21 protein-coding genes are annotated in these 21,607 nt (G+C 69.1%); 16 read left to right on the top strand and 5 right to left on the bottom strand.

Translation table 11 applies throughout. The annotated features are described in order from the left end of the window. Positions 1-34: 34 nt before the first annotated feature. Genes G315_RS0106045 through G315_RS0106030 form a run of 4 tightly spaced genes read right to left on the bottom strand, consistent with a single transcriptional unit; the run spans position 35 to position 2,922 of the window. On the bottom strand, positions 35-1,000 hold the full coding sequence (locus tag G315_RS0106045) for an arsenic resistance protein (RefSeq protein ID WP_018144312.1): 966 nt from the start codon (positions 998-1,000) through the stop codon (positions 35-37). 33 nt (positions 1,001-1,033) lie between these two features. Then, positions 1,034-1,423: a hypothetical protein gene (locus G315_RS0106040; RefSeq protein ID WP_019612104.1), complete on the bottom strand. Its 390-nt coding sequence runs from the start codon at positions 1,421-1,423 to the stop codon at positions 1,034-1,036. Positions 1,424-1,479: 56 nt separating this feature from the next. After that, entirely contained in the window at positions 1,480-2,370 is an 891-nt protein-coding gene (locus G315_RS0106035; protein ID WP_018144314.1) for a DMT family transporter, read from the bottom strand. 39 nt (positions 2,371-2,409) lie between these two features. After that, a complete protein-coding gene (locus G315_RS0106030; protein ID WP_018144315.1) occupies positions 2,410-2,922 on the bottom strand; it encodes a hypothetical protein in 513 nt (170 codons plus the stop codon). A gap of 123 nt (positions 2,923-3,045) precedes the next feature. Between G315_RS0106030 and G315_RS0106025 the strand changes: the two genes are divergently transcribed. From G315_RS0106025 to G315_RS0105955, 15 genes are all read left to right on the top strand, one after another. Beyond that, positions 3,046-3,924: a decaprenyl-phosphate phosphoribosyltransferase gene (locus G315_RS0106025; RefSeq protein ID WP_018144316.1), complete on the top strand. Its 879-nt coding sequence runs from the start codon at positions 3,046-3,048 to the stop codon at positions 3,922-3,924. Then, positions 3,921-4,895, top strand: a complete 975-nt coding sequence (locus G315_RS0106020; protein WP_019612103.1) for a lysylphosphatidylglycerol synthase transmembrane domain-containing protein — start codon at positions 3,921-3,923, stop codon at positions 4,893-4,895. The genes G315_RS0106025 and G315_RS0106020 overlap by 4 nt, the downstream gene beginning before the upstream one ends. A 213-nt stretch (positions 4,896-5,108) precedes the next feature. Then, complete coding sequence (locus tag G315_RS0106015) at positions 5,109-6,407, top strand: FAD-binding oxidoreductase (RefSeq protein WP_019612102.1); 1,299 nt, start codon at positions 5,109-5,111, stop codon at positions 6,405-6,407. 5 nt (positions 6,408-6,412) lie between these two features. Then, on the top strand, positions 6,413-7,165 hold the full coding sequence (locus G315_RS0106010) for an SDR family oxidoreductase (protein ID WP_018144319.1): 753 nt from the start codon (positions 6,413-6,415) through the stop codon (positions 7,163-7,165). 316 nt (positions 7,166-7,481) lie between these two features. After that, a complete protein-coding gene (locus G315_RS0106005; protein ID WP_019612101.1) occupies positions 7,482-8,162 on the top strand; it encodes an HAD-IB family hydrolase in 681 nt (226 codons plus the stop codon). Further along, a complete protein-coding gene (locus G315_RS0106000) occupies positions 8,159-9,664 on the top strand; it encodes a glycosyltransferase family 39 protein (protein ID WP_018144321.1) in 1,506 nt (501 codons plus the stop codon). The genes G315_RS0106005 and G315_RS0106000 overlap by 4 nt, the downstream gene beginning before the upstream one ends. 120 nt (positions 9,665-9,784) lie before the next feature. After that, positions 9,785-10,354 carry an invasion associated locus B family protein gene (locus G315_RS0105995; RefSeq protein WP_018144322.1) on the top strand — a complete coding sequence of 190 codons (570 nt, stop codon included), beginning with the start codon at positions 9,785-9,787 and terminating at the stop codon, positions 10,352-10,354. 43 nt (positions 10,355-10,397) lie between these two features. Continuing rightward, positions 10,398-10,961 (top strand): Na+/H+ antiporter subunit E, encoded by a 564-nt coding sequence (locus tag G315_RS0105990; RefSeq protein ID WP_019571989.1) that lies wholly within the window; start codon positions 10,398-10,400, stop codon positions 10,959-10,961. Then, positions 10,958-11,284 (top strand): monovalent cation/H+ antiporter complex subunit F, encoded by a 327-nt coding sequence (locus G315_RS0105985; protein ID WP_018144324.1) that lies wholly within the window; start codon positions 10,958-10,960, stop codon positions 11,282-11,284. Before G315_RS0105990 ends, G315_RS0105985 begins: the two co-directional genes overlap by 4 nt. After that, on the top strand, positions 11,274-11,570 hold the full coding sequence (locus G315_RS0105980; RefSeq protein WP_018144325.1) for a monovalent cation/H(+) antiporter subunit G: 297 nt from the start codon (positions 11,274-11,276) through the stop codon (positions 11,568-11,570). Before G315_RS0105985 ends, G315_RS0105980 begins: the two co-directional genes overlap by 11 nt. Continuing rightward, positions 11,567-12,562: a hydrogenase subunit MbhD domain-containing protein gene (locus G315_RS0105975; protein WP_019612100.1), complete on the top strand. Its 996-nt coding sequence runs from the start codon at positions 11,567-11,569 to the stop codon at positions 12,560-12,562. The genes G315_RS0105980 and G315_RS0105975 overlap by 4 nt, the downstream gene beginning before the upstream one ends. Next, complete coding sequence (locus G315_RS0105970) at positions 12,559-12,975, top strand: cation:proton antiporter subunit C (RefSeq protein WP_019612099.1); 417 nt, start codon at positions 12,559-12,561, stop codon at positions 12,973-12,975. Before G315_RS0105975 ends, G315_RS0105970 begins: the two co-directional genes overlap by 4 nt. Next, positions 12,972-14,456 (top strand): complex I subunit 5 family protein, encoded by a 1,485-nt coding sequence (locus G315_RS0105965; protein WP_026338828.1) that lies wholly within the window; start codon positions 12,972-12,974, stop codon positions 14,454-14,456. Before G315_RS0105970 ends, G315_RS0105965 begins: the two co-directional genes overlap by 4 nt. Beyond that, complete coding sequence (locus G315_RS0105960; RefSeq protein ID WP_018144329.1) at positions 14,456-15,976, top strand: complex I subunit 5 family protein; 1,521 nt, start codon at positions 14,456-14,458, stop codon at positions 15,974-15,976. Before G315_RS0105965 ends, G315_RS0105960 begins: the two co-directional genes overlap by 1 nt. Beyond that, entirely contained in the window at positions 15,973-17,691 is a 1,719-nt protein-coding gene (locus tag G315_RS0105955) for a complex I subunit 5 family protein (RefSeq protein ID WP_019612097.1), read from the top strand. Before G315_RS0105960 ends, G315_RS0105955 begins: the two co-directional genes overlap by 4 nt. A 114-nt stretch (positions 17,692-17,805) precedes the next feature. Here the strand turns inward: G315_RS0105955 and G315_RS0105950 are convergent, their stop codons facing one another. Next, on the bottom strand, positions 17,806-18,711 hold the full coding sequence (locus G315_RS0105950) for an alpha/beta hydrolase (RefSeq protein WP_018144331.1): 906 nt from the start codon (positions 18,709-18,711) through the stop codon (positions 17,806-17,808). Between the two features lie 157 nt (positions 18,712-18,868). On the opposite strand from G315_RS0105950, the gene G315_RS0105945 reads away from it, so the two are divergent. Next, on the top strand, positions 18,869-21,577 hold the full coding sequence (locus G315_RS0105945; RefSeq protein WP_019612096.1) for a cation-transporting P-type ATPase: 2,709 nt from the start codon (positions 18,869-18,871) through the stop codon (positions 21,575-21,577). The last annotated feature ends 30 nt before the right edge of the window (positions 21,578-21,607 follow it).

The raw sequence follows: 21,607 nt of genomic DNA, 5'->3' as shown, positions 1-21,607 counted from the left end.
GCCGGACGGCGATGCGGGGCTCGGAAGCGCCGCCTCAGGCAGCAGGGCGATCAGGGAACAGGTGGCGAGGGATCCACCACAGGTACACCGTCATTCCGATCAGCTCGACCAGGGACTGGAACACCACCACGACCACGGCGAGTTCCAGCCCCTGCGGCAGGGCGAGCGCGATGGGCAGGACCACGAAGGAGTTGCGCGAGCCGAGGCTGAAGGCGAGCACCCGCCCATCGGCCACCGGCAGGCCGAAGGCCCGGGCCAGCGCCCGCGCCAGCAGGGCCGCGACCACCAGGAAGCCGGCGAAGATCAGCAACAGCGGGAACAGCACACCGGCACCGTCCAGCACCGTGTTGAACTGGGAGGCCGCGATGACGAACACCACCACGGCCAGCAACGGGACCGGCAGCCAGGCCAGGCCCGAGATCAGATGCCCGCGGCCGGGGTCGTCGTTGGCCCAGCGTTCGGTCAAGTACGCCAGGATCAGCGGGACCAGGATCAGGCCGGCAAAGGCCTTCAGCACGTCCTCGCCGGCCAGCGCCAGGGTGAATTCGCCGCCGAAGAACAGCCACAGATAAAACGGCAGCAGCGCCAGCTGCATGAGCAGCGAGATCGGGGAGAAGGCGATGGCCCCGCGGGTATCGCCGCCGCCGAGATGGGTAAAGGTGATGAACCAGTCGGTGCATGGCACCAGCAGCACCAGGGCGATCCCCAGCAGGATCGCAGGATCACCCGGCGCCACCTGGAGGATCGCCCAGACCAGCGGCGGGATCACCACGAAGTTGCCGATCACCGCGGCCACCAGCAAACGCGGCTCGCGGAACGCCGCACCCAGGTGGATCAGCGGCGTCTGCGTGAATGTGGCGTACAGCAGCACCCCGAGTACGGGCCAGAGCACCACATCCAGCCACTCGCTGGCCCCCGGCGCGGCCACCCCCAGGAAGAGCCCCAGGACGATGGTCACCAGGTAGATCAGGACCTGGTACTGCTCCAGCCGCTCACGCATCCGCGAAGGCGGCTCGGGCACGACACAAGGCGTTTACCAGAGCCAGGTTTCGGGCTGCTCGATGGCGCGATTTTCGTTGTTGGCCAGCAGGCCCTTGATGCAGCGCACCAGCAGCCAGATCACCAGGGCGAGGAAGATCACGAAGCCAATGCCGATCGGCGTCGTGATGACCCCGAGCACGGCAAACAACAGCCCGATCCAGAACGTGCGGATCTGGTAGGTGAAGTGGGAGACGCTGACGGTATCGGCCTCGCCGCGCTTGATATAGGCGATGATCAGGCCGGCGATGGCGGTCAGCGCGGTCAGGAAGCTCACCAGATAAAGCACGTATACCACGGTGACCATCGTGCCATCCTTGCGCGGGCCGAGCGTGGGCTCGCTCACGTCGCTGCGCACAACTTCCGGTTTCGGATCTTCGGACACTTCGCACCTCCTGTGGCGTGAATGACGGGGACCAACTTATCAGACTCGCCCGATGCCTATCCGGGCCCGCCCAGCACGATGAGCAGGATACCGACAAGGGCAAAGAAGAACCCGGCCAGTTGCACCCGTGACATGCGCTCGGCCTGGAACAATCGCGCCATCAGCGCCGTCGGCGCCGGGGACAGCGCCCCGGCCACCGCGATGATCGACAACAGGCCCATGCGCACCGCGACCACGAAGGCTACGGTCGCCGCCGCCTGTAACAGACCTGCCAGCGACAGCAACACCAGGGTCGAGCGGCTCATCCCCAGCTGCGGACGGCGGATCAGCATCACCACCAGAAGGGCCAGGGCACCCACTGCCGAGGTTGCGACCACCGGCCACAGCGGCGAGCCGGCCTCGGCCTCGTTGAGGAACACGAATATCAGACCGAAACAGGCCCCCGCGATCGCCGCGTCGAGCAGGCCACGAACCGGATGCTCCCCCCTCGCCAACGCCATCAGGCCACGTACCGGTTGATCCAGGTTGCGCGGACTCGCCTTGCGCGCCCCGCCAGAGATCATCCCGATCGCGATCACGATCGCGGCGATCCCGAGCAACGCCAGCAGCCCCGGCTGTTCACCCAGCGCGAGTCCGACCAGCAGCGGCACCAGCGCCGAGATCACCCCGGTCACCGCAGCGACCAGCCCCATCGAACCCTGGGCCAGGCCGTGGTAGTACGCCAGCAGGCCCAGCGCCAGGGCAAGCCCCGCGGCGCCACCCCAGATCAGGGCCTGCGCTCCAGGCAGCCCGGCCAGCGGAAGGGCGATCACCAACAGGGCTGCGGTCGCAAGGATCTGCGAATAGCAGGCCACCACCAGCGCCGGAATGCGTCGCGAGGCCAGCCCACCGAAGAAATCGCCGGCGCCAAACCCCAGGGCCGTCAGCAGGCCCAGAAAGAACGCCAACTCAGACCCTGCCGCGGTTCGAACCCATCATGCGCGGGCTTACTCGTGCGCGCCGTCGAGCATGTCCTTCAGGGCCTCTTCGCTACCGGCATGGCCGACGCCGGTCACCACACCCTCGGTGTCCAGCAGGATCACGGTCACCTGCTCGCGCTGATGCGGCAGGAAGCCGGCATCGGCCGCGCTGGAGGTGACCACGATGGAGTAGTCCCGTGCCTGCATGCGCGGCAGCACCACGTTCTGCATCGGTTGCGGCGGCATCTCGTGGATATCGGCGATGTAGATAATGCCCAGCGCATCGCGCGCCTCGGCGCCCATGCCATCCAGCACCGCATTGGCCACACCAGCCGGCGCGGCCTCCACGGTCTTCAGGATCACGCGGGCATCGCCCGGCAGCTCCACCGGATTGCCGTGCTGGTCGTTCAGGGTGCGCTCGGGAAAGGGCTGGCCCTCGGCGAACTCGGGCTCCGGGCCACCGCCGGACATGCAACCGGCGACAAGCCCGGCCGCGGCCAGCAGGACGGCGGGCAGGAAGGATCGGGCGATACGGGACATGACAGTTCTCCTGCGAATCAAAATATGGAATCGAGCGCGCAGCACGGGCGCGGTTTAGCGCCGCCGATGGTAACGCATCGAGTGCGTCAGTAGACTGCAACGACCTTCACGACCGACGCCTGCATGCTGTATTCGCTGATCAAACTGCTGCGCCCGCACCAGTACATCAAGAACGGGTTCGTGTTCCTCGGCGTGGTGTTCGCGCACGAGTGGGGCGAGCCCGGCACCGTGCTGGCGGCCAGCCTCACCTTCCTCGCCTTCTGCGCGATCGCCAGCGCGGTGTACGTGCTGAACGACATCGTCGACGTCGAGGCCGACCGCCAGCATCCGACCAAGCGCGACCGCCCCATCGCCAGTGGCGCGATCAGCGTCCCCACCGCCTGGGCGATCTTCGCCACCGCGGCGATCCTCGCGCTGGTCCTCGCGGCGATGGTCAGCACCTGGGTCATCGCGCTGATCCTGACCTACCTGGTGCTGAACGTGGCCTATTCCTGGTCGCTGAAGCACATCGTGATCCTGGATGTATTCAGCATCGCGGCCGGCTTCATGCTGCGCATCCTTGCCGGCACCCTGGGCCTGGGGATCGAGCCCTCGCAGTGGCTGCTGCTGTGCGGCCTGATGCTGACGCTGTTTCTCGGCTTCGCCAAACGCCGTGCGGAGCTGGCCGACGACACCATCGAACGCCGCGGCAACGCCGATCGGCCGCGGCGCGTACTCGACGACTACAGCCTCAGCCTGCTCGATCAGTTCACCTCCATCAGCGCCGCCTGCACGGTACTCGCCTATGGCCTGTACACCGTCAGCGCGGAGACCATGGCCCTGCACGGCACCGACGGGCTGATCTACACCCTGCCGTTCGTGATCTACGGTATCTTCCGCTACCTGTTCCTGCTGCACGCCCGCGGCGGCGGCAACGACACCTCGCGCGACCTGGTCACCGACCCCCACCTGCTGGCCACCGTTGCGGTGTGGCTCGGGGTCACCATCGCCGTGCTCGCATGAGCGCGGTACGGCTCTCCGGCTGGCGCCTGCGCGCGGTGATGTTCTCGGTCATCGTGGCCGTCGCCCTGTATCTCGGGGTCGCCCTGTGGGCCGGTGCGGACGAGGTCTGGCGCGCCCTCAAGCTGGTGGGCTTCGGCGGACTGCTGCTGGCCCTGGCGCTGTCACTGGTGAACTACAGCCTGCGCTTTGCCCGCTGGCAGCTGTACCTGCGCACCCTCGGCCATACCGTCCGGGCCCGCGCCAGCCTGCACATCTACGTGGCCGGCTTTGCCCTGACCACCACCCCCGGAAAGGCCGGGGAGGCCCTGCGCGGGGTGCTGCTGAAACGTCGCCACGTACCCTACCCCGACAGCTTCGCGGCGTTCGTCTCCGAACGCCTGTCCGACCTGATCGCGGTGGTGCTGCTGTCCATGCTGGGGCTGACCCTGGTCGCGCAGGGCACCTGGCTGATCCTGATCGGTGCCGCCTGCGTCCTGACCGCGCTGGTGGTCCTCGCCTGGCGCCGGCCGCTGGCCTGGCTGCAAACCGTGAGCGACCGCCCGGGCCAGCGCCTGTGGCGCACCCTGCACCATCTGGTTACCGTCCTGCTGCAGGCGCGACGCTGCCACCGGCCCGCCCTGCTGGCCGGCGCCACCGTGCTCAGCGTGCTCGCCTGGAGCGCGGAGGCCCTGGCCTTCTGGTGGATCCTGAATGCCATGGGCTTCGAGGTCGGCTTCGCCTTTGCCGCCTTCGTCTTCGCCCTGGCCATGCTCGCTGGAGCGCTGAGCTTCCTACCGGGGGGGCTCGGCGGTACCGAGGCGGTGATGGTCGCCCTGCTGCTGTGGGCCGACATGCCCCCGGCCGACGCGGTCGCGGCCACCATGCTGATCCGCTTCACCACCCTGTGGTTCGCCGTGATCCTCGGCCTGATCGCACTGGGCACCAACCCCGAGGCCCGCGGCCACGAACTCCCGGACCCGCACCATGGCTAGGCTCGCCATGCCAATCCCGTCATTGCGAGGCCCCGCAGGGGCCGTGGCAATCTCCCGAGGCTGTTCCGGGCGTTGGGGGCAGGAGACGGCGATCACTCGCTGCGCTCGCCCGTCGGGCCGGCCTGCGGCCGTTCAACGGGCTACGCGCTTTTGTGCCGCGGCCCCTGCGGGGCCTCGCAATGACGGGTACGGGAAAGGCGCCGGAGGCCTTGCATGACCGCCAGCTGGAACCGCATCCCGCAGGCGGAACATGCGGCCGAGGTCGCGCTCGGTCGCCGCGGGCGGGCATTGCCCGACGTGCCGCGCCCGCTGCTCGCCCACGGCCTGGGACGCAGCTATGGGGATGTCTGCCTGAACCCGGAGGCCTCGCTGCTGCACACCCCGGGGCTGGATCGCTTCGTGGCCTTCGACGCGGCCACCGGAGAGCTCACGGCCGAGGCCGGAGTATCCCTGGATGCGCTGCTGCGCTTTGCCGTGCCACGCGGCTGGTTTCCGCCGGTGGTGCCCGGCACGCGCTTCGTTACCCTGGGGGGTGCGGTCGCCAATGACGTGCACGGCAAGAACCACCACCAGGCCGGCAGCTTCGGCGACCATGTACGCGCCCTGACCCTGCGTCGTTCCGATGGCCAGGTGCTGGAGGTCACCCCCGAGAACACACCCGACTGGTTCGCCGCGACCGTCGGCGGCCTGGGCCTGACCGGCCTGATCGAGACCGTGACCCTGCAACTGGCCCCGATCCGCAGTGCCTGGATGCGCGCCTGGTCGCAGCGCTTCGACTCGCTGGACGCATTCTGGGAGCTGAACGCCCAGTCCGAGCGCGAGTGGCCCTACACCGTGGCCTGGATCGACTGCCTGAACCCGGGAGCGGGCGGCCGGGTCGGTCGCGGCATCTACAGCGGCGGGCGCCATGCCACCACCGCGCCGCGCAAGGACGCCTGGCACGAACGCCGCCGCAGCATCCCGCTGGACCCGCCGGTGTCGCTGGTCAACCGCCTGACCCTGCGCGCGTTCAACCACCTCTACTACCGCCAGCCGGTGCACGCGACCCCGCGCGCGGTCCATCACCTGCCCTGGCTGTTCCCGCTGGACGCGATCCGGCACTGGAACCGGATCTACGGTCACGACGGGTTCTACCAGTACCAGTGCGTGCTGCCGCCGGCGGCTTCAAAGGACGGCGTGCAGGCCCTGCTGGATGCCATCGCCGCCAGTGGCCAGGGGTCGTTCCTCGCGGTGCTCAAGACCTTCGGCGACCGCGCCGCGCCGGGCCTGCTGTCCTTCCCGCGCCCGGGTGCCACGCTCGCGCTGGACTTCCCGGAAAAGGGCCGCGACACCGAACGCCTGTTCACGCGCCTGGACGCGATCGTGCAGGAGGCCGGCGGTGCCCTGTACCCTGCGAAGGACGCACGCATGCCGGCCGACGTCTTCCGCCAGGGGTTCCCCCGCTGGGAGGCCTTCGCCGAGTATGTGGACCCCGAATTCTCCTCCGGCTTCTGGCGCAGGGTGACGGCATGAACCCAATGAAGAACGTTGTCCTCTTTGGTGCGACCTCGGCCATTGCCTCCGCGGCGGCGCGGGAGTTGGTGGACACCGGCGCACGGCTGTTCTGCGTGGCCCGCGACGGCGAGGCGCTGGAGGCCCTGCTGGCCGACCTGCGGGTGCGTGGCGACGACCCGGACGGCGCCCGCATCCTCGGCGCCACGACGGATCTGGCCGACGTCGACGGCCACGCCGCCATCTGGCAACAGGCGCAGGAGGCCCTGGGCGAGGTGGACAGCGTGCTGCTGGCCTGGGGCACCCTGCCCGACCAGGCGGCCTGCAACGCCTCGGTGGACGAGACCCTGCAAGCGATCCACGTGAACGGCACCAGCGCCATCGCCCTGCTCGCCCGCATCGCGCCGGACTTCGAAGCCCGCGGCCGGGGCGTGATCGCCGCCATCGGCTCGGTCGCCGGCGACCGCGGGCGCCAGAGCAACTACGCCTATGGCACGGCCAAGGGCATGCTCGCGATCTACCTGCAAGGGCTGCGCAACCGGCTGTTCTTCAGCGGCGTGGACGTGGTCACGCTCAAGCCCGGCTTCGTGCGCACCCCGATGACCGAGGGCTTCAATCGCGCCGGCGCCCTGTGGGCCGAACCGGAAACGGTCGCCCGGGGCATCGTCCGCGCCATGCACCGTGGCCGTGACGTGGCCTACCTGCCCGGCAAGTGGTGGGTGATCATGACCATCATCCGCCTGATCCCCGAATACCTGTTCAAGCGCCTCAAACTCTAGGGAAACACTGATCCATGTACACACTCGCGTTGGTACCCCAGGTTTTCCGAGGCAAGGCGCGGTGCGCAGCCGGTAGTGGTTCTACCGGCCCGTTTTTGATGATTTCGCGCCGCAACGCAGGATCGGGGAACCTGGGGTACCAACCCCACAAGATGATGAACGAAGGGGCTCGGCCGCCCGTTGTTATCAAAAACGGGCGCGCGCACGGCGTTGCGGTTCCCTCGTGCAGAATGACTGCACGGCAGTCACCGCGCATTAAACGCACGCAAAAGCGACGAAGCAGCGAGCGTGTACATGGATCAGTGTTTCCCTAGCCATGTCCGCCTCCACCCGGCCCGGCCCCGCGCGGCAGATCGTGCTGTTCGACTTTGATGGCACCCTGACCCGGCGCGACAGCCTGTTCCCCTTCCTGCGCCACGCGCTGGGGACAGTGGAATTCCTGCGCCGGCTGCCGGACTGCCTCCCCGCCCTGACCGGCCTGGCGCTAAAGCGCCTCTCCAACCAGGATGCGAAGGAGGCCGTGCTGACCCGCATGCTGGCCGGCGAGACCCTCGCCCACCTGCAGGCCAAGGGCCGCGAGTTCGCCGAGGGCCGCCTGGACCGTCTGTTGCGCCCGGCGGGCATGCGCGCGCTCCAGGCCCACCAGGCTGCGGGCCATGACTGCGTGCTGGTGTCGGCCTCGCTGGATCTCTGGCTGCAGCCTTGGGCCGAGCGCCACGGCCTTGCCGGCGTAGTCAGCTCGCGCCTGGCGGTCGATGACAGCGAACGCGTGACCGGGCGCCTCGACGGTACCAACTGCCGGGGCGCGGCCAAGCCGGCCGCCATCGCCGCCTGGCTCGCGACCCTGCCCCCGGACGAGCCGGTCGATCTGGTCGCGGCCTACGGCGACAGCGAAGCCGACCAGCCGATGCTGGAGATGGCCCGCAGCGGCTACCGGCTGCGCCGGGGCCGTTTCCGGCGTGTCCACGGGCCGGCGTTGGAGGGCGCCCCCGAGTGAACACGGCAACCCCCTCCTGTCCCTGGCTCGCCCGTCACTACGGCGCGATCCTGCTGGCCGTGCTGCTGGTCAAGATCGGCATGGCCTGGGCCCTGCCGATCACCGGCGACGAGGCCTACTTCCTGATCTGGGGCCATAACCCGGATCTCGGCTATTACGACCACCCGCCGATGATCGGCTGGTGGCTCGGCGCCATCCTGCCCCTGTCGGACCACCCGCTGGCGATCCGCGCGCTGGGCATCTTCGCCTCCATGGCCCCGGCGCTCGCGGTCTTTCTCTGGTGGCGGCATACCGATCCGGTCCGGGCACGCCTGGTCTCCCTGCTGGCGCTGTTCATGCCGCTGTTCTTCATCGCCGTGATCACCGCGACGGACACCCCACTGATCCTGTTCAGCCTGCTGGCCACCGCCCTTGCCTGGCAGGCGCTGCGCACCGGGGCCGCACACTGGTTCCTGCTCGCCGGCCTGGCCCTGGGGTTGGCGTTCCTGTCCAAGTACTTCGCGGTCCTGCTGGGGATCGCGCTAGGGCTGCATATCCTGCTGTTCGCGCGACAGCACTGGCGCGGGCTCCTGCTGATCATCCTCGGCGTGGTGCCGGCGGTCGCCCTCAATCTGTACTGGAACTGGGACAACTGCTGGTACAACGTGATGTTCAACGTCGTGAACCGGCATGGCGACGGCGGCTTCGACCCGGGCAACTGGCTCACCTACGCGATCCTGCTCGTCTACCTGTTCACGCCCTGGCTGCTGTGGTTCTACGCCCGCCAGTGGCGCGCCCTGGCCGCCGGCATCCGCGAGCACCAGCTGGGCGTGTTCCTCTCCGCCGGGCTGATCCCGCTGATCCTGTTTGCCCTGCTCGCCCCGTTCAAGAGCATCGGGCTGCACTGGCTCGCCGCCTTCGCGCCCTTCCTGCTGCTGCCCGCGCTGTTCCTGGCCCGACGCTCGCTGACGCTCGGCGTCTGGCTCTCCGGGGCCCTCGCGGTGCTGCACGCCGTCGCGATCCTGACCCTCGCGCTGATGCCGGTGGAATGGCTGAAGGGCCAGGACCGCTACGCCGACGCCGTGTTCTACCTGGCCCCGGAATCGGTGGCCGGGGTGGTGGGCGAATACGACGCGGACTGGCACGTCTTCACCCGCAGCTACTCGCGCTCGGCGGTACTGGGCTACTACGCCGGCCGCGAGGTCGGGGTGTTCGGCCCCGGCTCGCACTATGGCCGCCAGGACGACCTGCTTACCGACTTCCGCGCCCTTGACGGCGCCAACCTGCTCTACGTCCCCACCCGCGGCGAGCTGGATCCGGCGCATGTGGAGCCCTTCTTCGACGAGGTGCGCGTACGCGAAGTCACCATCCGCGGCGTCGCCTGGACCCTCGCCGAGGGCCGCGGCTTCGACTACGCCGCCTACCACGACCAGGTCCTGCAGCCAGTCCTCGATCGCTACTACGACCTCCCGGACTGGCTGCCCGAGGGCCGCTGCGACTTCGTCGAGCGCTACACCCGCTGACCCACGGACGGGAGGGAAATGCGTCTACCGCGTCCCCGAAACCGAAGCCGGTTCGAGGCACCGACTTGTGCGGCGCGCTAGAGTAGGGGCGTCATTTCAATACCGGAGATACCTCGACTCATGCATACGGCCATCCAGTGTGTTCGCCGCGTCCGCCGCGGTCCCTCCATCGCCCTGCTTGCCTTGCTGCTCGCGGGCCTCGCCGCCCCGGGGGCGGCGCAGGACATGGGACAACCCGGCCAACCGCAGCAGCCCGTGCAGCAGGAGCCGGAAACCACCGTCTACCAGGACTGGGAGGTCGCCTGCATCGACACCCCGAACGGCGAGCGCTGCCAGATGCAGCAGACCCTGCAGATTCAGGACGAACAGGCGCAGGGACTGTTTCTGCAGGCCACCATCCGCCGTGAGGGTGACCAGCATGTGATCGAGGTGCTGGTGCCGCTGGGCGTGGATCTGCGACCCGGTATCCGCATGCAGGTCGATGACGCGGGCGAGGAAATGGATGCCGACTACGTGACCTGCGTGCAGCAGGGCTGTGTCGCCGGACGCGAACTGAATGACAGTCAGATGAGCGCGCTCCGAGGCGGGCAGGCCCTGACCGTGGCCTTCCGCGCCCTGCACCAGGAGCAACCGTTCGTCTTTGACGTGTCCTTGATGGGGTTCACCGACGCCAGCAACGAACTGAGATAAGAGCGCCAGGATCACCTCGACACCTTCGCCAGGCAGCGACTCGATGACGCCCGCGTCTCGCTCCTCGCAACCGAGCCCCGGCTTCCCCGGCCGCGCGCGGTCACGTGGCAGGCGGGCGATCGGGACTGCGGCCGCGGCCGCGCTGCTGTGGTGGGTGCTCGCGGGCCACGAGGCCCTGCTGGAACCGCTGGCCCTGCTGGCGATCGTTCTGGCCGGTAGCGCCAGCCTGCTGCTGCCGACCGGCCGGCCGCTCCCGTTACGCCTGCGCGCCCTGCCCGGCCTGCTGGGCTTTTTTCTTCGCAACTCGTTTCTGGGCGGCCTGGATGTCGCGCGCCGCGCCCTGGATCCGCGCCTGCCAATCCAGCCGGCGTTCGTCACCTACCGAACCGAACTGGCCCATGGGCCGCCGCTGACCCTGTTCATGGCGGTCATTAGCCTGTTGCCCGGCACGCTCAGCATTCGGCTGGAGGGCCGGTTGTTGACCCTGCATGTGCTGGATCGCGACGCCGACACCCGGGCGGCGCTGATCGCTCTGGAACGACGCATCCGGGCCGCCTTCCGCGACCCGCGTGACCACCGCGACAAACGCAACGGGCAAACCTCGTGAGCGTCTTCTACCTGGCCGCGGCGCTGTTCCTGCTGGGCACCATCCTGCTGGGTCTCGTTCGGGTACTGCGCGGGCCGGGTTCCGGGGACCGGATGCTGGCCGCGCAACTATTCGGCACCACCGGGGTGACGATCCTGCTGTTGCTGTCGATGACGCTGGAGGACTCCGCCCTGGTGGATGTGGCGCTGGTCTTTGCGCTACTGGCGGTGGTCGCGGCCGTGGCCTTCGTCCGCCAGCACGGCCTGCCGGAACCGCCGGATACCCCGACCCACCGCCAGCATCCCGAGTCCACGGAATCAAGGGAGTCGAACGATGATCGCTAATACCCTGACCGTACTCCTGGTCCTGGCCGGGCTTGTGTTCTTTGCCGCCGGCACTGCCGGGCTGCTGCGCTTCCCCGACGTCTACTCGCGCCTGCATGCGTTGACCAAGGCCGACAACGTCGGACTCGGGCTGGTGGTACTCGGACTGATGTTCCAGGCCAGCGGTCCGGCGGACATCCTCAAGCTGCTGCTGATCTGGCTTCTGGTCCTGGCCGCGGGGACCACCGCCGCGCACATGGTGGCGCAACGAACCTGGACCCACGGGGAGTTCGAGTCGGATCGATGAACGGGCTGCTGGTCCTCTTCGATCTGGTCCTGCTGGCCGGCATCGTCGGGGTGGCCTGGCGCTGCCTGGCGAGTACCGACCTGTTTCGGGCCGTGGTGCTGTTCATTACCTTCGGATTGCTGCTGGCGCTGGCCTGGGTGCGGCTGGAGGCCCCGGACATCGCGCTCGCCGAGGCCGCGATCGGCGCGGGCATCACCGGTGCCCTGCTTCTGGTCACGCTGGAACGCCTGCGCAGCATCATGGCCGAGCGGCGCAGTGGCCGCCCGCATTCACCCCCGCCCGACCCCACCGGGCCGCATGCCCTGCTGCGGGCGCTGCACGACCCACCGCCCGAACACCGGACCTTCCTGCCCGCTTTGTCCTTTGCCCTGGTGGTCGGCGGCCTGCTGGTCACCGCGCTGTGGCACCAGCCGCAGTCCGTGGGCCTCGAGCCGGTGGTGAATGCGCACATGGACGTCTCGGGCGTCGATCACCCGATCACCGCAGTGCTGCTGAACTTCCGCGCCTACGACACCTTCCTCGAGCTGGCCATCGTGCTGATCGCGCTGCTGGGCGCCTGGTCCCTTGGGCGACATGACCTGATCCCGGCGCGTCCGGCCCCGGGGCCGATCCTGCCCGGCACGTTGCGGCTGCTGGTCCCGGTCGCGATCGTCACCGGGGTGTATGTGCTGTGGGCCGGGAGTCACGCCCCCGGCGGGGCCTTTCAGGCCGGGGCAATCCTCGGCGCGGCCGGCATCCTGCTGGTCCTGGCACGGCCGCGCCAGCTGCCGATGGCGCCGGGCGGGCCGCTGCGCCTGGGCATCTCCGCCGGGGTCGCCCTGTTCCTGCTGGTGGGGCTGTACGGCCTTGCCGCCGGGCATGGCTTCCTCGGCTACGCGGAGGCCTGGGCCTATCCCCTGATCATCCTGATCGAGGTCGCGGCGACGCTCTCCATCGCCCTGACCCTGGTGGCCCTGTTCGTGGCCGGACGTCCGGCCGGGGACGATGCATGAACGGCCTGGCCGAAACGCTGGCACCGGGCCTGTTGTACCCCACCGCTGGCGCCATCCTGTTTGCCCTGGGGCTGTACGGGCTGATCCGCCGGCACCATCTGGTGCTGCGCATCCTGGCCCTGAACATCATGGGCTCGGGCGTATTCATGGTGCTGCTGGGTGTGGCGGCCCGTGGCGAGGGCCCGCCGGACCCGGTGGCCCAGGCGCTGACCCTGACCGGCATTGTGGTCGCGGTCAGCGCAACCGCCTTCGCACTGGCCCTGGTGGTGCATCTGACGCGCCTGACCGGCCACGCGGTGATGCTACCCGGGCCGCCCGATGACGACGCCCCGGTGGAGGACATCTCGCGCGAGGAACACCACGCCGATGGCGGCCCGGCCGATCGCGCCTCCAGCGAGGACCGGCCCTCGTGAGTCCCGACAGCGCCGCATGGCTCCCGGCGGGAGTCGCCGGGCTGGTGGGGCTGTCGCTGGCCGTGGCGATCCTGGCGACGGCCTGGCCGCGCCAGGCCCATCGTGTCGGCCTGCTGGGGGCGCTCGCGGTCACGGCCTGGGTGCTTGGTCTGAGCGCGCTGTTCCTGAACGCCGGGCCGGATCCGGAGGCCGCGGCCACGCGGGTGGCACTGGGGGGCTGGGAGGCCCCGCTGGGCCTGATGCTGCATCTGGACGGACTGTCCATGACCCTGCTGGTGCTGACGGCCGTCGTGGGGCTTGCGACCAGCCTCCACAGCCTGGGCTATGTGCATGATCGAATCGAGCGGCGCCAATTCTGGCCATTGTGGCTCTGGCTGTGGGCTGGCCTGAACATGCTGTTTCTGTCCGGCGATGCCTTCAACCTGTACATCACGCTGGAGGTGGTCTCGCTGTCGGCGGTGGCCCTGGTCGCCTTCACCGGAACGGCCGCCGCGGTCTCCGGCGCGGTGCGCTACCTGCTGGTCAACATCCTCGGCTCGCTGAGCTTCCTGATGGGCGTGGTACTGCTGTTCGGGGAGCACGGGGTCCTCGATCTGGTGCTGCTAGAGGCACGCACCGAGGCGGGCCCGACCGAGCGCATGGCGGCCGTGCTGATGACCGCCGGGCTGATGCTCAAGGCCGCACTGTTCCCGCTGCATGTCTGGCTGGCGCCGGCCCACGGTTCGGCCCCGGCGCCGGTCAGCGCGGTGCTCTCCGGGCTGGTGGTCACCGGGTCGTTCTACCTGATCCTGCGTCTTTGGATAGGCGTGTTCGCCCCGCTGGCCACCCCGGCCTTCGGCATCCTCGTCGGGCTACTGGGCGTGGCGGCGCTGGTCTGGGGTTCGCTGCAGGCCCTGCGCGCCGGCCGCCTCAAATCGATTGTGGCCTATTCCACCGTGGCCCAGTTCGGTTATCTGCTGGTGGCCTTTCCGCTGATGCTGGTGGATCCGGGCGCCTGGCGGGTGGTGGTGTTCTTCGCGGTTGTCCACGCGCTGGCCAAGGCCTCGGTCTTCCTCGCGGCGGGCACGCTGCAGCACGCCGCCGGGCATGATCGGCTGGCCGATCTCGGCGATGTACTGCGGGCGCGGCCGCGCACGGTCTTCGCCCTGGGGCTGGCCGGCGTCAGCCTGATGGGGCTGCCGTTCACCGGTGGCTTCATCGCCAAGTACCTGCTCCTGGAGGCCGGCCTGGGCACGGTCCTGGCCGGTAGCGTCATCGGCGTGCTGTGGGTGCTGGCGATCGCCGGCGGCGGCCTGCTCGCGGCGGCCTACGTGCTGCGCATGGTGGCCCCGTCCTTCCAGCGCGGACGCGCGGACGCCGGCGAGGCGGTCTCGCCGTGGATGGACTGGGTGCCTCTGGGCCTGGCCACGATCGCGGCGCTGGCCGGGCTGGCCGGCACGCTGACCCTGAACACGCTCGCACTGACGCCGGGAGCCCCCTGATGGATGGCGGCTGGCTGCTGCTCGCGATCCTGTTCAGCTCCCTCGGGCCCGGGATCGCGATCTTCTTCCTGCCCGAACATCGCCGGGGCCTGCGCACCGCGCTGAACCTGGGTGGGGCCGGCACCAAGTTGGCGCTGATCGCGGTCCTGCTGGACGGGGTGCTGCGCGGCGACGAGTACTATTTCAGCCTCCCGCTGATGCCGGGCATCGATCTGGTCCTGGCCGCGGACGCGTTGTCGCTGCTGTTCGCCAGCCTGTCGGCGGTGCTGTGGTTCGTCACCACGATCTACGCGATCGGCTACCTGGAAGGATCGCCCCGGCGCAGTCGCTTCTTCGGGTTCTTCTCGCTGTGCGTCAGTGCCACGGTCGGCATTGCCCTGTCCGGCAACCTGATCACCTTCCTGATCTTCTACGAGATCCTGACGCTGGCGACCTGGCCGCTGGTGGTCCACCGGGGCACCCTGGCGGCGCTGCGGGCCGGCCGGATCTATCTCGCCTACACCCTGACCAGCGGGCTGGTGCTGTTCACCGCCATCGTCTGGCTCACGCTCCTGGCGGGAGCGGAGGGCTTCACCCCGGGCGGGTACCTGGGCGGCCTCGCGGAGACCCACGCCACGACCCTGCAAGTCCTGTTCGTGCTGCTGGTGATCGGCTTCGGGGTGAAGGCCGCGCTGGTGCCGCTGCACTCCTGGCTGCCCATCGCGATGGTCGCGCCGGCGCCGGTCAGCGCGCTGCTGCACGCCGTGGCCGTGGTCAAGGCCGGCGCCTTCGGCATCATCCGCGTCGTCAACGACGTCTATGGAACCGAGCTGGCCATCGAACTGGGCCTGACCGCCGGGCTTTTGGTGGTGGCGGCGATCACCATTGTCTACGGTTCCATCCAGGCCCTGCGCACGGACGACCTGAAACAGCGCCTGGCCTTCTCCACCATCAGCCAGGTCTCCTACATCATCCTCGGCGTGGCGCTGGCCGGGCCGCTGGGCATCATCGGCGGACTGGTGCACCTGGTGCACCAGGGCATCACCAAGATCACCCTGTTCTTCTGCGCCGGCAACTTCGCCGAGACCCTCGGCATCCACCGCATCAGCGAGCTCGACGGGGTCGGCCGGCGCATGCCGCTGACCATGCTCGCCTTCACCCTCGGGGCGCTGGGCATGATCGGCCTGCCACCGCTGGCGGGATTCGTGACCAAGTGGCACCTCGGGCTGGGGGCGCTGGAGGCCGGCATGCCCTGGGTGCTGGGCGTGCTGGTCCTCAGCAGCCTGCTGAACGCCGCCTATTTCCTGCCGCCGGTGATCCGTGGCTGGCTCGGTGAGCGCCGCGAGCCGTGGCATGAACCGCTGCAGGCGCATGCCGGGCCGACCCGCTTCGAGACCCACTGGATGCTGCTGTTTCCGGTGGTCTTCACCGCTGCGCTGGGCCTGCTGGTGGGACTCTTCGCCGGGCTGGGGCTGAGCCCGCTGGGCTGGGTCAGCCTGATCGTGCGGCGCGACTATTCGCTGCCGGAGTTCGGGCTGTGAGCAGCGTCCTCCTGCTCGCCGTCCCACTGCTGCCGTTGCTGCTGGCGGTATTCATCGGCCTGCGCCCGGGGCAGGCGCGGCTGAACCGCCTGGTCCCCTGGGCCGCGCTCCCCGGGCTGCTGCTCGCCGCCCTGGCCCCGACCGGGCTGGAGGCGACCTTCGATAGCCTGCTGATGGGGACCCACCTGGCCGTCGACCCAACCGGGCGGGCGTTTCTGGCGCTGACTGCAGGTCTTTGGCTGGCAGCCGGACTATTCGCCCTCGGCGAGCGGCGTGACGACGCCCGGCGCGAGCGCTTTTACGTGTTCTGGCTTCTGGCCCTGGCCGGGAATCTGGGCCTGGTCCTCGCGCAGGACGCGGCATCGTTCTACCTGTTTTTCTCCCTGATGAGCCTCTCCGCCTACGGGCTGGTGGTCCACTCCGGAAAGCCGGAGGCGTGGCGCGCCGGGCGGGTGTACCTGATCCTCGCGGTACTGGGCGAGGTCCTGCTGCTCGCGGGCCTGCTCCTGGCCGTCCACGCCGCCGGGCAATCCAGCCTGGCCGCGGTGGCAGCGGCACGCCCCGAGGGCTGGGCGCTGGCACTGCTGGTCGTAGGTCTGGGGATCAAGGCCGGCATGCTGCCGCTGCACTTCTGGCTGCCCCTGGCCCACCCGGCGGCCCCCGTACCGGCCAGCGCCGTGCTGTCCGGGGCGATGATCAAGGCCGGCCTGCTGGGCTGGATGCGGTTGCTGCCGCTCGACGCCACCGGGCATGCAGTGCTGGGCGAGACCCTGGTCCTGCTGGGCCTGGCAGCGGCCTTCCTCGGGGTCCTGGTGGGCGTCCTGCAGCTACGACCGAAGACCATCCTCGCCTACTCCAGCATCTCGCAGATGGGACTGATGACGGTCGGCATAGGCCTGGCCCTGTTGCTGCCGGAGGCGCGCGGCTGGCTGCTGGCCGCCGTCACGCTGTACGCCGTGCATCACGGCCTGGCCAAGGGGGCCCTGTTCCTGACGGCGGGGATGCAGAACCAGTGGCCGGGTACGCGCCTGGCCCGGGCCGCGTTTGTCCTGCTCACCCTGTTGCCGGCCCTGGCCCTGGCCGGGCTGCCGTTCACCAGCGGCGCGCTGGCCAAGAACACGCTAAAGGGCCCGCTGGCCCCCGACGCCCTGCCCGGCTGGCTGGCGCATACGGAGTTGCTGCTGACCCTCGCCGCGACGGGCACCACCGTGCTGCTGCTGCGTTTCCTGTGGCGCTGGCAGGCCGGACTGCGAGCACCCGCCGACGGCCTCGACCGGCAACGGTGGTGGGCCTGGGGCAGTCTTGCACTGATGGGGCTGTTGCTCCCGCTCGGGGTCCTGGTCGTCGGGCCCGGCGGCCTGCCCATCGAGCTACGGGATCTGTATGGCCTGGCCCTGCTGTGGCCGATCGCCCTCGGGCTCGTCCTCGCCGGTATCGCCTACCGGCTGATCCGCGACCGCGAGACCCCGCGCGTGACGGAGGGCGATCTGGCCGTCCTGGCCGAGGCCGCCTGGAGTGCCGCCCGCCGTACCCACCGAAGCCTGGCCGTGCCACCACCCCGGCCGCACCGGATGCCGGCACGCCTGCGGGTACTGCGCCTGAAACTGCGCCAGCACCTGGAAGACGCCGAACGCATCCTGACCCGATGGGAGACCATCGGGCTGCTGTTCTCCGCCGCGATGCTCGGGCTCTACCTGACGTTGCTCGCAGGGTAGTCCTCCCCCACGCCGGAAACGCAAAAGGCCGGCCCGGGAAACCCCGGGCCGGCCTCAAGGTGCTGCGGACCCGTAGATGCTCGTTAGCCTGCGTCTCCCTAGGTCCCTTGCCGATCAGTTCTGATCGATGAAGTCCGCGGTGAAGTCGGCCACGTCATCCGCGAAAAAGTCGCGGAAGAAGTGATCGGCACCGTCCACGGTCATCAGGGTGATGTCGCCGCTGTCCTTCACCGCCTCGACCTTCTGCGGCAGATCCGGGACCACGTCGTCCTCGGACCCCACGATCACCAGCGTCGGGATCTGCATGCCGCGGATCACCGAGGGGGTGTCGTTCTGGCGAGTCGGTTCGTAGTAGCCAAGGAAGGCGCGCGGGGTCACGTCCAGCTCCTCGCAATAGAGGAAGCGCACGTCCTCCATCAGGGTCTCTTCCTGGTTCATGCGCTGCAGTTCGCGGGCACGATCCAGCATCACCTGTAGCGGCAGGCCGCTTTGCTCCTCGAAATCCGCCGCAGCCTCATCCTCGTCAAAGGTGGAGGCCGCCACCAGCACCAGGGCGCGGATGCCGTCCGGGTCGTGCTCGGTCAGGTAGCGGGCGACCTGATTGGCGCCACGGGAGTGACCGAACAGGGTGACCGGGCCGTAGCCTTCGTCCTGCAGCCACTCGTGCCACAGGCTGACCTCCTGCAGGTGGTCAGCGACCCCGTGACGCACCGGGGCGTCGCACTCGAACATCCCTTCACGTGCATCGATGCCGTAGCTCAGGTTGATCGACAGGGAGTTCAGTCCGTGCTCGGCCAGCAGGTCCTGGACCCCCGCCATCACCTCCATGCGACCGTGCGCCAGGGTGCCGTGCAGCATCAGCACCACACCGTCGGAGGGGCTCGCCCCCATGCCTTCCTTCATATGCCCGACCAGGGTCAGATCATCGTGTTCCAGCGTGACCTTCTCCGCGGCCAGCGCGGCCGGGGCCACCAACAATGCTGCGGCCGCAAGGGCGGCCGTGGCGATCCAACGGGACATGGGGAACCTCCTGGGTGGTTAGCGTGATCCAATAGACTCAGTAGCGGTGGGAAAATTCCTCCCGAACGGGCGGGCGTAGTCCTGACAGCGCGGCCTGCGCAGCGCATGATAGGCAAATCCGGAACGGCCCCGCCGCCGCCACCTTGACGGTAGACGCATGAGCAATCGTGACCCATCCCTCGACTGGCACGCCCTGAAGACCGACGAGGTCCTCAAGCGCCTGGAGGTGGACGAGCACGGGCTCAAGTCTCCGGATGCCGAACAAAGGCTGCAGGACGTCGGCCCCAATCGCCTGCCGGAAACCGCACGCACCGGACCCATCCGGCGTTTCCTGCTGCAGTTTCACAACGTGCTGATCTACGTACTGATCGCCGCGGCCATCGGCACCGCTTTCCTCGGGCACTGGTTGGATACCGGCGTGATCCTGGGGGTGGTACTGATCAACGCGATCATCGGCCACATCCAGGAGGGCAAGGCGGAAAAGGCGCTGGATGCGATCCGCCAGATGCTCTCGCCGAAGGCGCAGGTGCTGCGCGACGGCCAGCGCCGGAGTATCCCTGCGGAAGAGCTGGTCCCCGGCGACACCGTCTACCTGCAGGCGGGAGACCGCGTCCCGGCGGACCTGCGCCTGACCGGGGCGCACAACATGCGCATCGACGAGGCCGCGCTGACCGGCGAATCGGTCGCCAGCGAGAAGCAGACCGCCCCGGTGGAGCCAGAGGCCGACCTCGGCGACCGCGTCTCGATGGCGTATTCCGGCACACTCGTCGCCTTCGGCCAGGGGCGCGGCGTGGTGATCGGCACCGGGGCCGATACCGAGATCGGGCGCATCTCCACCATGATCGGCGAGGTGGAGACCCTGACGACGCCGCTGCTGCGCCAGATCGCGCAGTTCGGCCGCTGGCTGTCGGTGGCGATCGGCATACTGGCCGCGGCCACCTTCGCCTTTGGCTTCTGGGTGCGCGACTACGACCTGGTGGAGACCTTCCTCGCGGCGGTCAGCCTCGCGGTCGCGGCCATCCCCGAGGGCCTGCCGGCGATCATGACCATCACCCTGGCGATCGGGGTACAGCGCATGGCCGCGCGCCACGCGATCATCCGCCGCCTGCCGGCGGTGGAAACCCTCGGCTCGGTCACCACCATCTGCTCCGACAAGACCGGCACCCTGACCCGCAACGAGATGACGGTGAAGAGCATCGTCACCACGGGCGCGGAGTACGAGTTGACCGGGGTGGGCTACGAGCCGCACGGCGGGATTACCCGCGACGGCCAGGAGGCCGATCCGGAATCCGACCCGCTGCTCGCGGAGATCCTGCGCGGCATCCTGCTGTGCAACGATGCCGAGGTCTACCCGAAGGACGACGCCTGGACCATGGAGGGGGACCCCACCGAGGGGGCGCTGATCACTGCGGCGATGAAGGGCGGGCTGGACCCGAAGGAGGTCAACGAGCGCTATGTACGCGACGACGTGATCCCCTTCGAGTCGTCCTACAAGTTCATGGCGACCCTGCATCACGATCACGAAGGCGGGGCATTCGTCTTCCTGAAGGGCGCGCCGGAACGCGTGCTGGCCGTCTGCAGCCACCAGCGCACCGCCGACGGCGAAGAACCCCTGGACGCCGAACACTGGCAGCAGTGGATGGACGGCGTCGCCGCGCGCGGCCAGCGCCTGCTCGCCCTGGCCACGCGGAGCATGGAGGATCATCGCCGGGAGCTGGAGTTTGCCGACATCGAGGATGGCGGTCTCACCCTGGTCGCCGTCTGCGGCATCATCGACCCGCCCCGCGAAGAGGCCATCAAGGCAGTGGCCCACTGCCAGGAAGCCGGCATCCGCGTAAAGATGATCACCGGCGATCACGGCGTCACCGCGCGCGCCATCGCCGACGAACTCGGCATCAACACCGAGGGCGGCGTGGTGGTGGGCCACGAGCTGGGGAACGCCACCGACGAAGAGCTGGAGGAGCAGGTCCGCCACGTGGACGTGTTCGCCCGCGCCACGCCCGAGCACAAGCTGCGCCTGGTGCGCGCCATCCAGAGCCACCACGAGGTGGTGGCGATGACCGGCGACGGCGTCAACGATGCTCCGGCGCTCAAGCGCGCGGATGTCGGGATCGCCATGGGCATCAAGGGCACCGAGGCCGCGCGCGAGGCCTCCGAGATGGTGCTGGCCGACGACAACTTCGCTTCCATCGCCAACGCGGTGGAAGAAGGCCGCACGGTCTACGACAACCTGAAGAAGGCCATCCTGTTTCTGCTGCCCACCAACGGCGGCCAGGCCTTCACCATCGTCGCCGCCATCCTGCTCGGCCTGACGCTGCCGCTGACCCCGGTGCAGGTGCTGTGGGTGAACATGGTCACCGCCGTGACCCTGGCGCTGGCGCTGGCCTTCGAACCGACCGAACCCGGCGTGATGCAACGCCCTCCACGCCCGCCGCGCACCCCCCTGCTGTCCGGCTTCCTGATCTGGCGCGTGGGGTTCGTCTCGGCACTGCTGGTCGCCGGCACCTTCGGCCACTTCCTGTGGCTGGAACAACAGGGCGTGGCCGCCGAATTCGCCCGCACCGTGGCGATCAACACCCTGGTCATGGGCCAGTTGTTCTTCCTGTTCAACAGCCGCTACATCCTGGAACCGTCCTGCAATCGCGAGGGCCTGTTCGGCAGCCGCCCCGTGCTGATCGCCGTCGGCGCCCTGATCCTGCTACAGGGCATGTTTACCTACGCCCCACCGCTGCAGTTCCTGTTCGGCACCACCGCCATCGGCCTGGAGGAATGGGGCCGCATCCTCGTGTTTGGGATCGTCCTGTTCACCCTCGTCGAGCTGGAAAAGGCCTTCCTGCGCCGCCGCGGCTTCAACCCGCACCAGTAAATCCCGGTGCTGCGCAGGAACGCCATAACT

Origin of the sequence: Thioalkalivibrio sp. AKL7, assembly GCF_000381705.1 — a bacterium.
Taxonomy (GTDB): domain Bacteria; phylum Pseudomonadota; class Gammaproteobacteria; order Ectothiorhodospirales; family Ectothiorhodospiraceae; genus Thioalkalivibrio; species Thioalkalivibrio versutus.
The sequence above is the reverse complement of the archived record's forward strand: the minus strand, read 5'-3'. Positions and strand labels throughout refer to the sequence as shown.

Excerpts from the sequence above, each read along its gene's own strand:
- G315_RS0106045 (WP_018144312.1), bottom strand. The coding sequence starts at position 1,000 with ATGCGTGAGCGGCTGGAGCAGTACCAGGTCCTGATCTACCTGGTGACC.
- G315_RS0106030 (WP_018144315.1), bottom strand. The coding sequence starts at position 2,922 with ATGTCCCGTATCGCCCGATCCTTCCTGCCCGCCGTCCTGCTGGCCGCG.
- G315_RS0106025 (WP_018144316.1), top strand. The coding sequence starts at position 3,046 with ATGCTGTATTCGCTGATCAAACTGCTGCGCCCGCACCAGTACATCAAG.
- G315_RS0106020 (WP_019612103.1), top strand. The coding sequence starts at position 3,921 with ATGAGCGCGGTACGGCTCTCCGGCTGGCGCCTGCGCGCGGTGATGTTC.
- G315_RS0106015 (WP_019612102.1), top strand. The coding sequence starts at position 5,109 with ATGACCGCCAGCTGGAACCGCATCCCGCAGGCGGAACATGCGGCCGAG.
- G315_RS0106010 (WP_018144319.1), top strand. The coding sequence starts at position 6,413 with ATGAAGAACGTTGTCCTCTTTGGTGCGACCTCGGCCATTGCCTCCGCG.
- G315_RS0106005 (WP_019612101.1), top strand. The coding sequence starts at position 7,482 with ATGTCCGCCTCCACCCGGCCCGGCCCCGCGCGGCAGATCGTGCTGTTC.
- G315_RS0105995 (WP_018144322.1), top strand. The coding sequence starts at position 9,785 with ATGCATACGGCCATCCAGTGTGTTCGCCGCGTCCGCCGCGGTCCCTCC.
- G315_RS0105990 (WP_019571989.1), top strand. The coding sequence starts at position 10,398 with ATGACGCCCGCGTCTCGCTCCTCGCAACCGAGCCCCGGCTTCCCCGGC.
- G315_RS0105980 (WP_018144325.1), top strand. The coding sequence starts at position 11,274 with ATGATCGCTAATACCCTGACCGTACTCCTGGTCCTGGCCGGGCTTGTG.
- G315_RS0105975 (WP_019612100.1), top strand. The coding sequence starts at position 11,567 with ATGAACGGGCTGCTGGTCCTCTTCGATCTGGTCCTGCTGGCCGGCATC.
- G315_RS0105970 (WP_019612099.1), top strand. The coding sequence starts at position 12,559 with ATGAACGGCCTGGCCGAAACGCTGGCACCGGGCCTGTTGTACCCCACC.
- G315_RS0105960 (WP_018144329.1), top strand. The coding sequence starts at position 14,456 with ATGGATGGCGGCTGGCTGCTGCTCGCGATCCTGTTCAGCTCCCTCGGG.
- G315_RS0105950 (WP_018144331.1), bottom strand. The coding sequence starts at position 18,711 with ATGTCCCGTTGGATCGCCACGGCCGCCCTTGCGGCCGCAGCATTGTTG.
- G315_RS0105945 (WP_019612096.1), top strand. The coding sequence starts at position 18,869 with ATGAGCAATCGTGACCCATCCCTCGACTGGCACGCCCTGAAGACCGAC.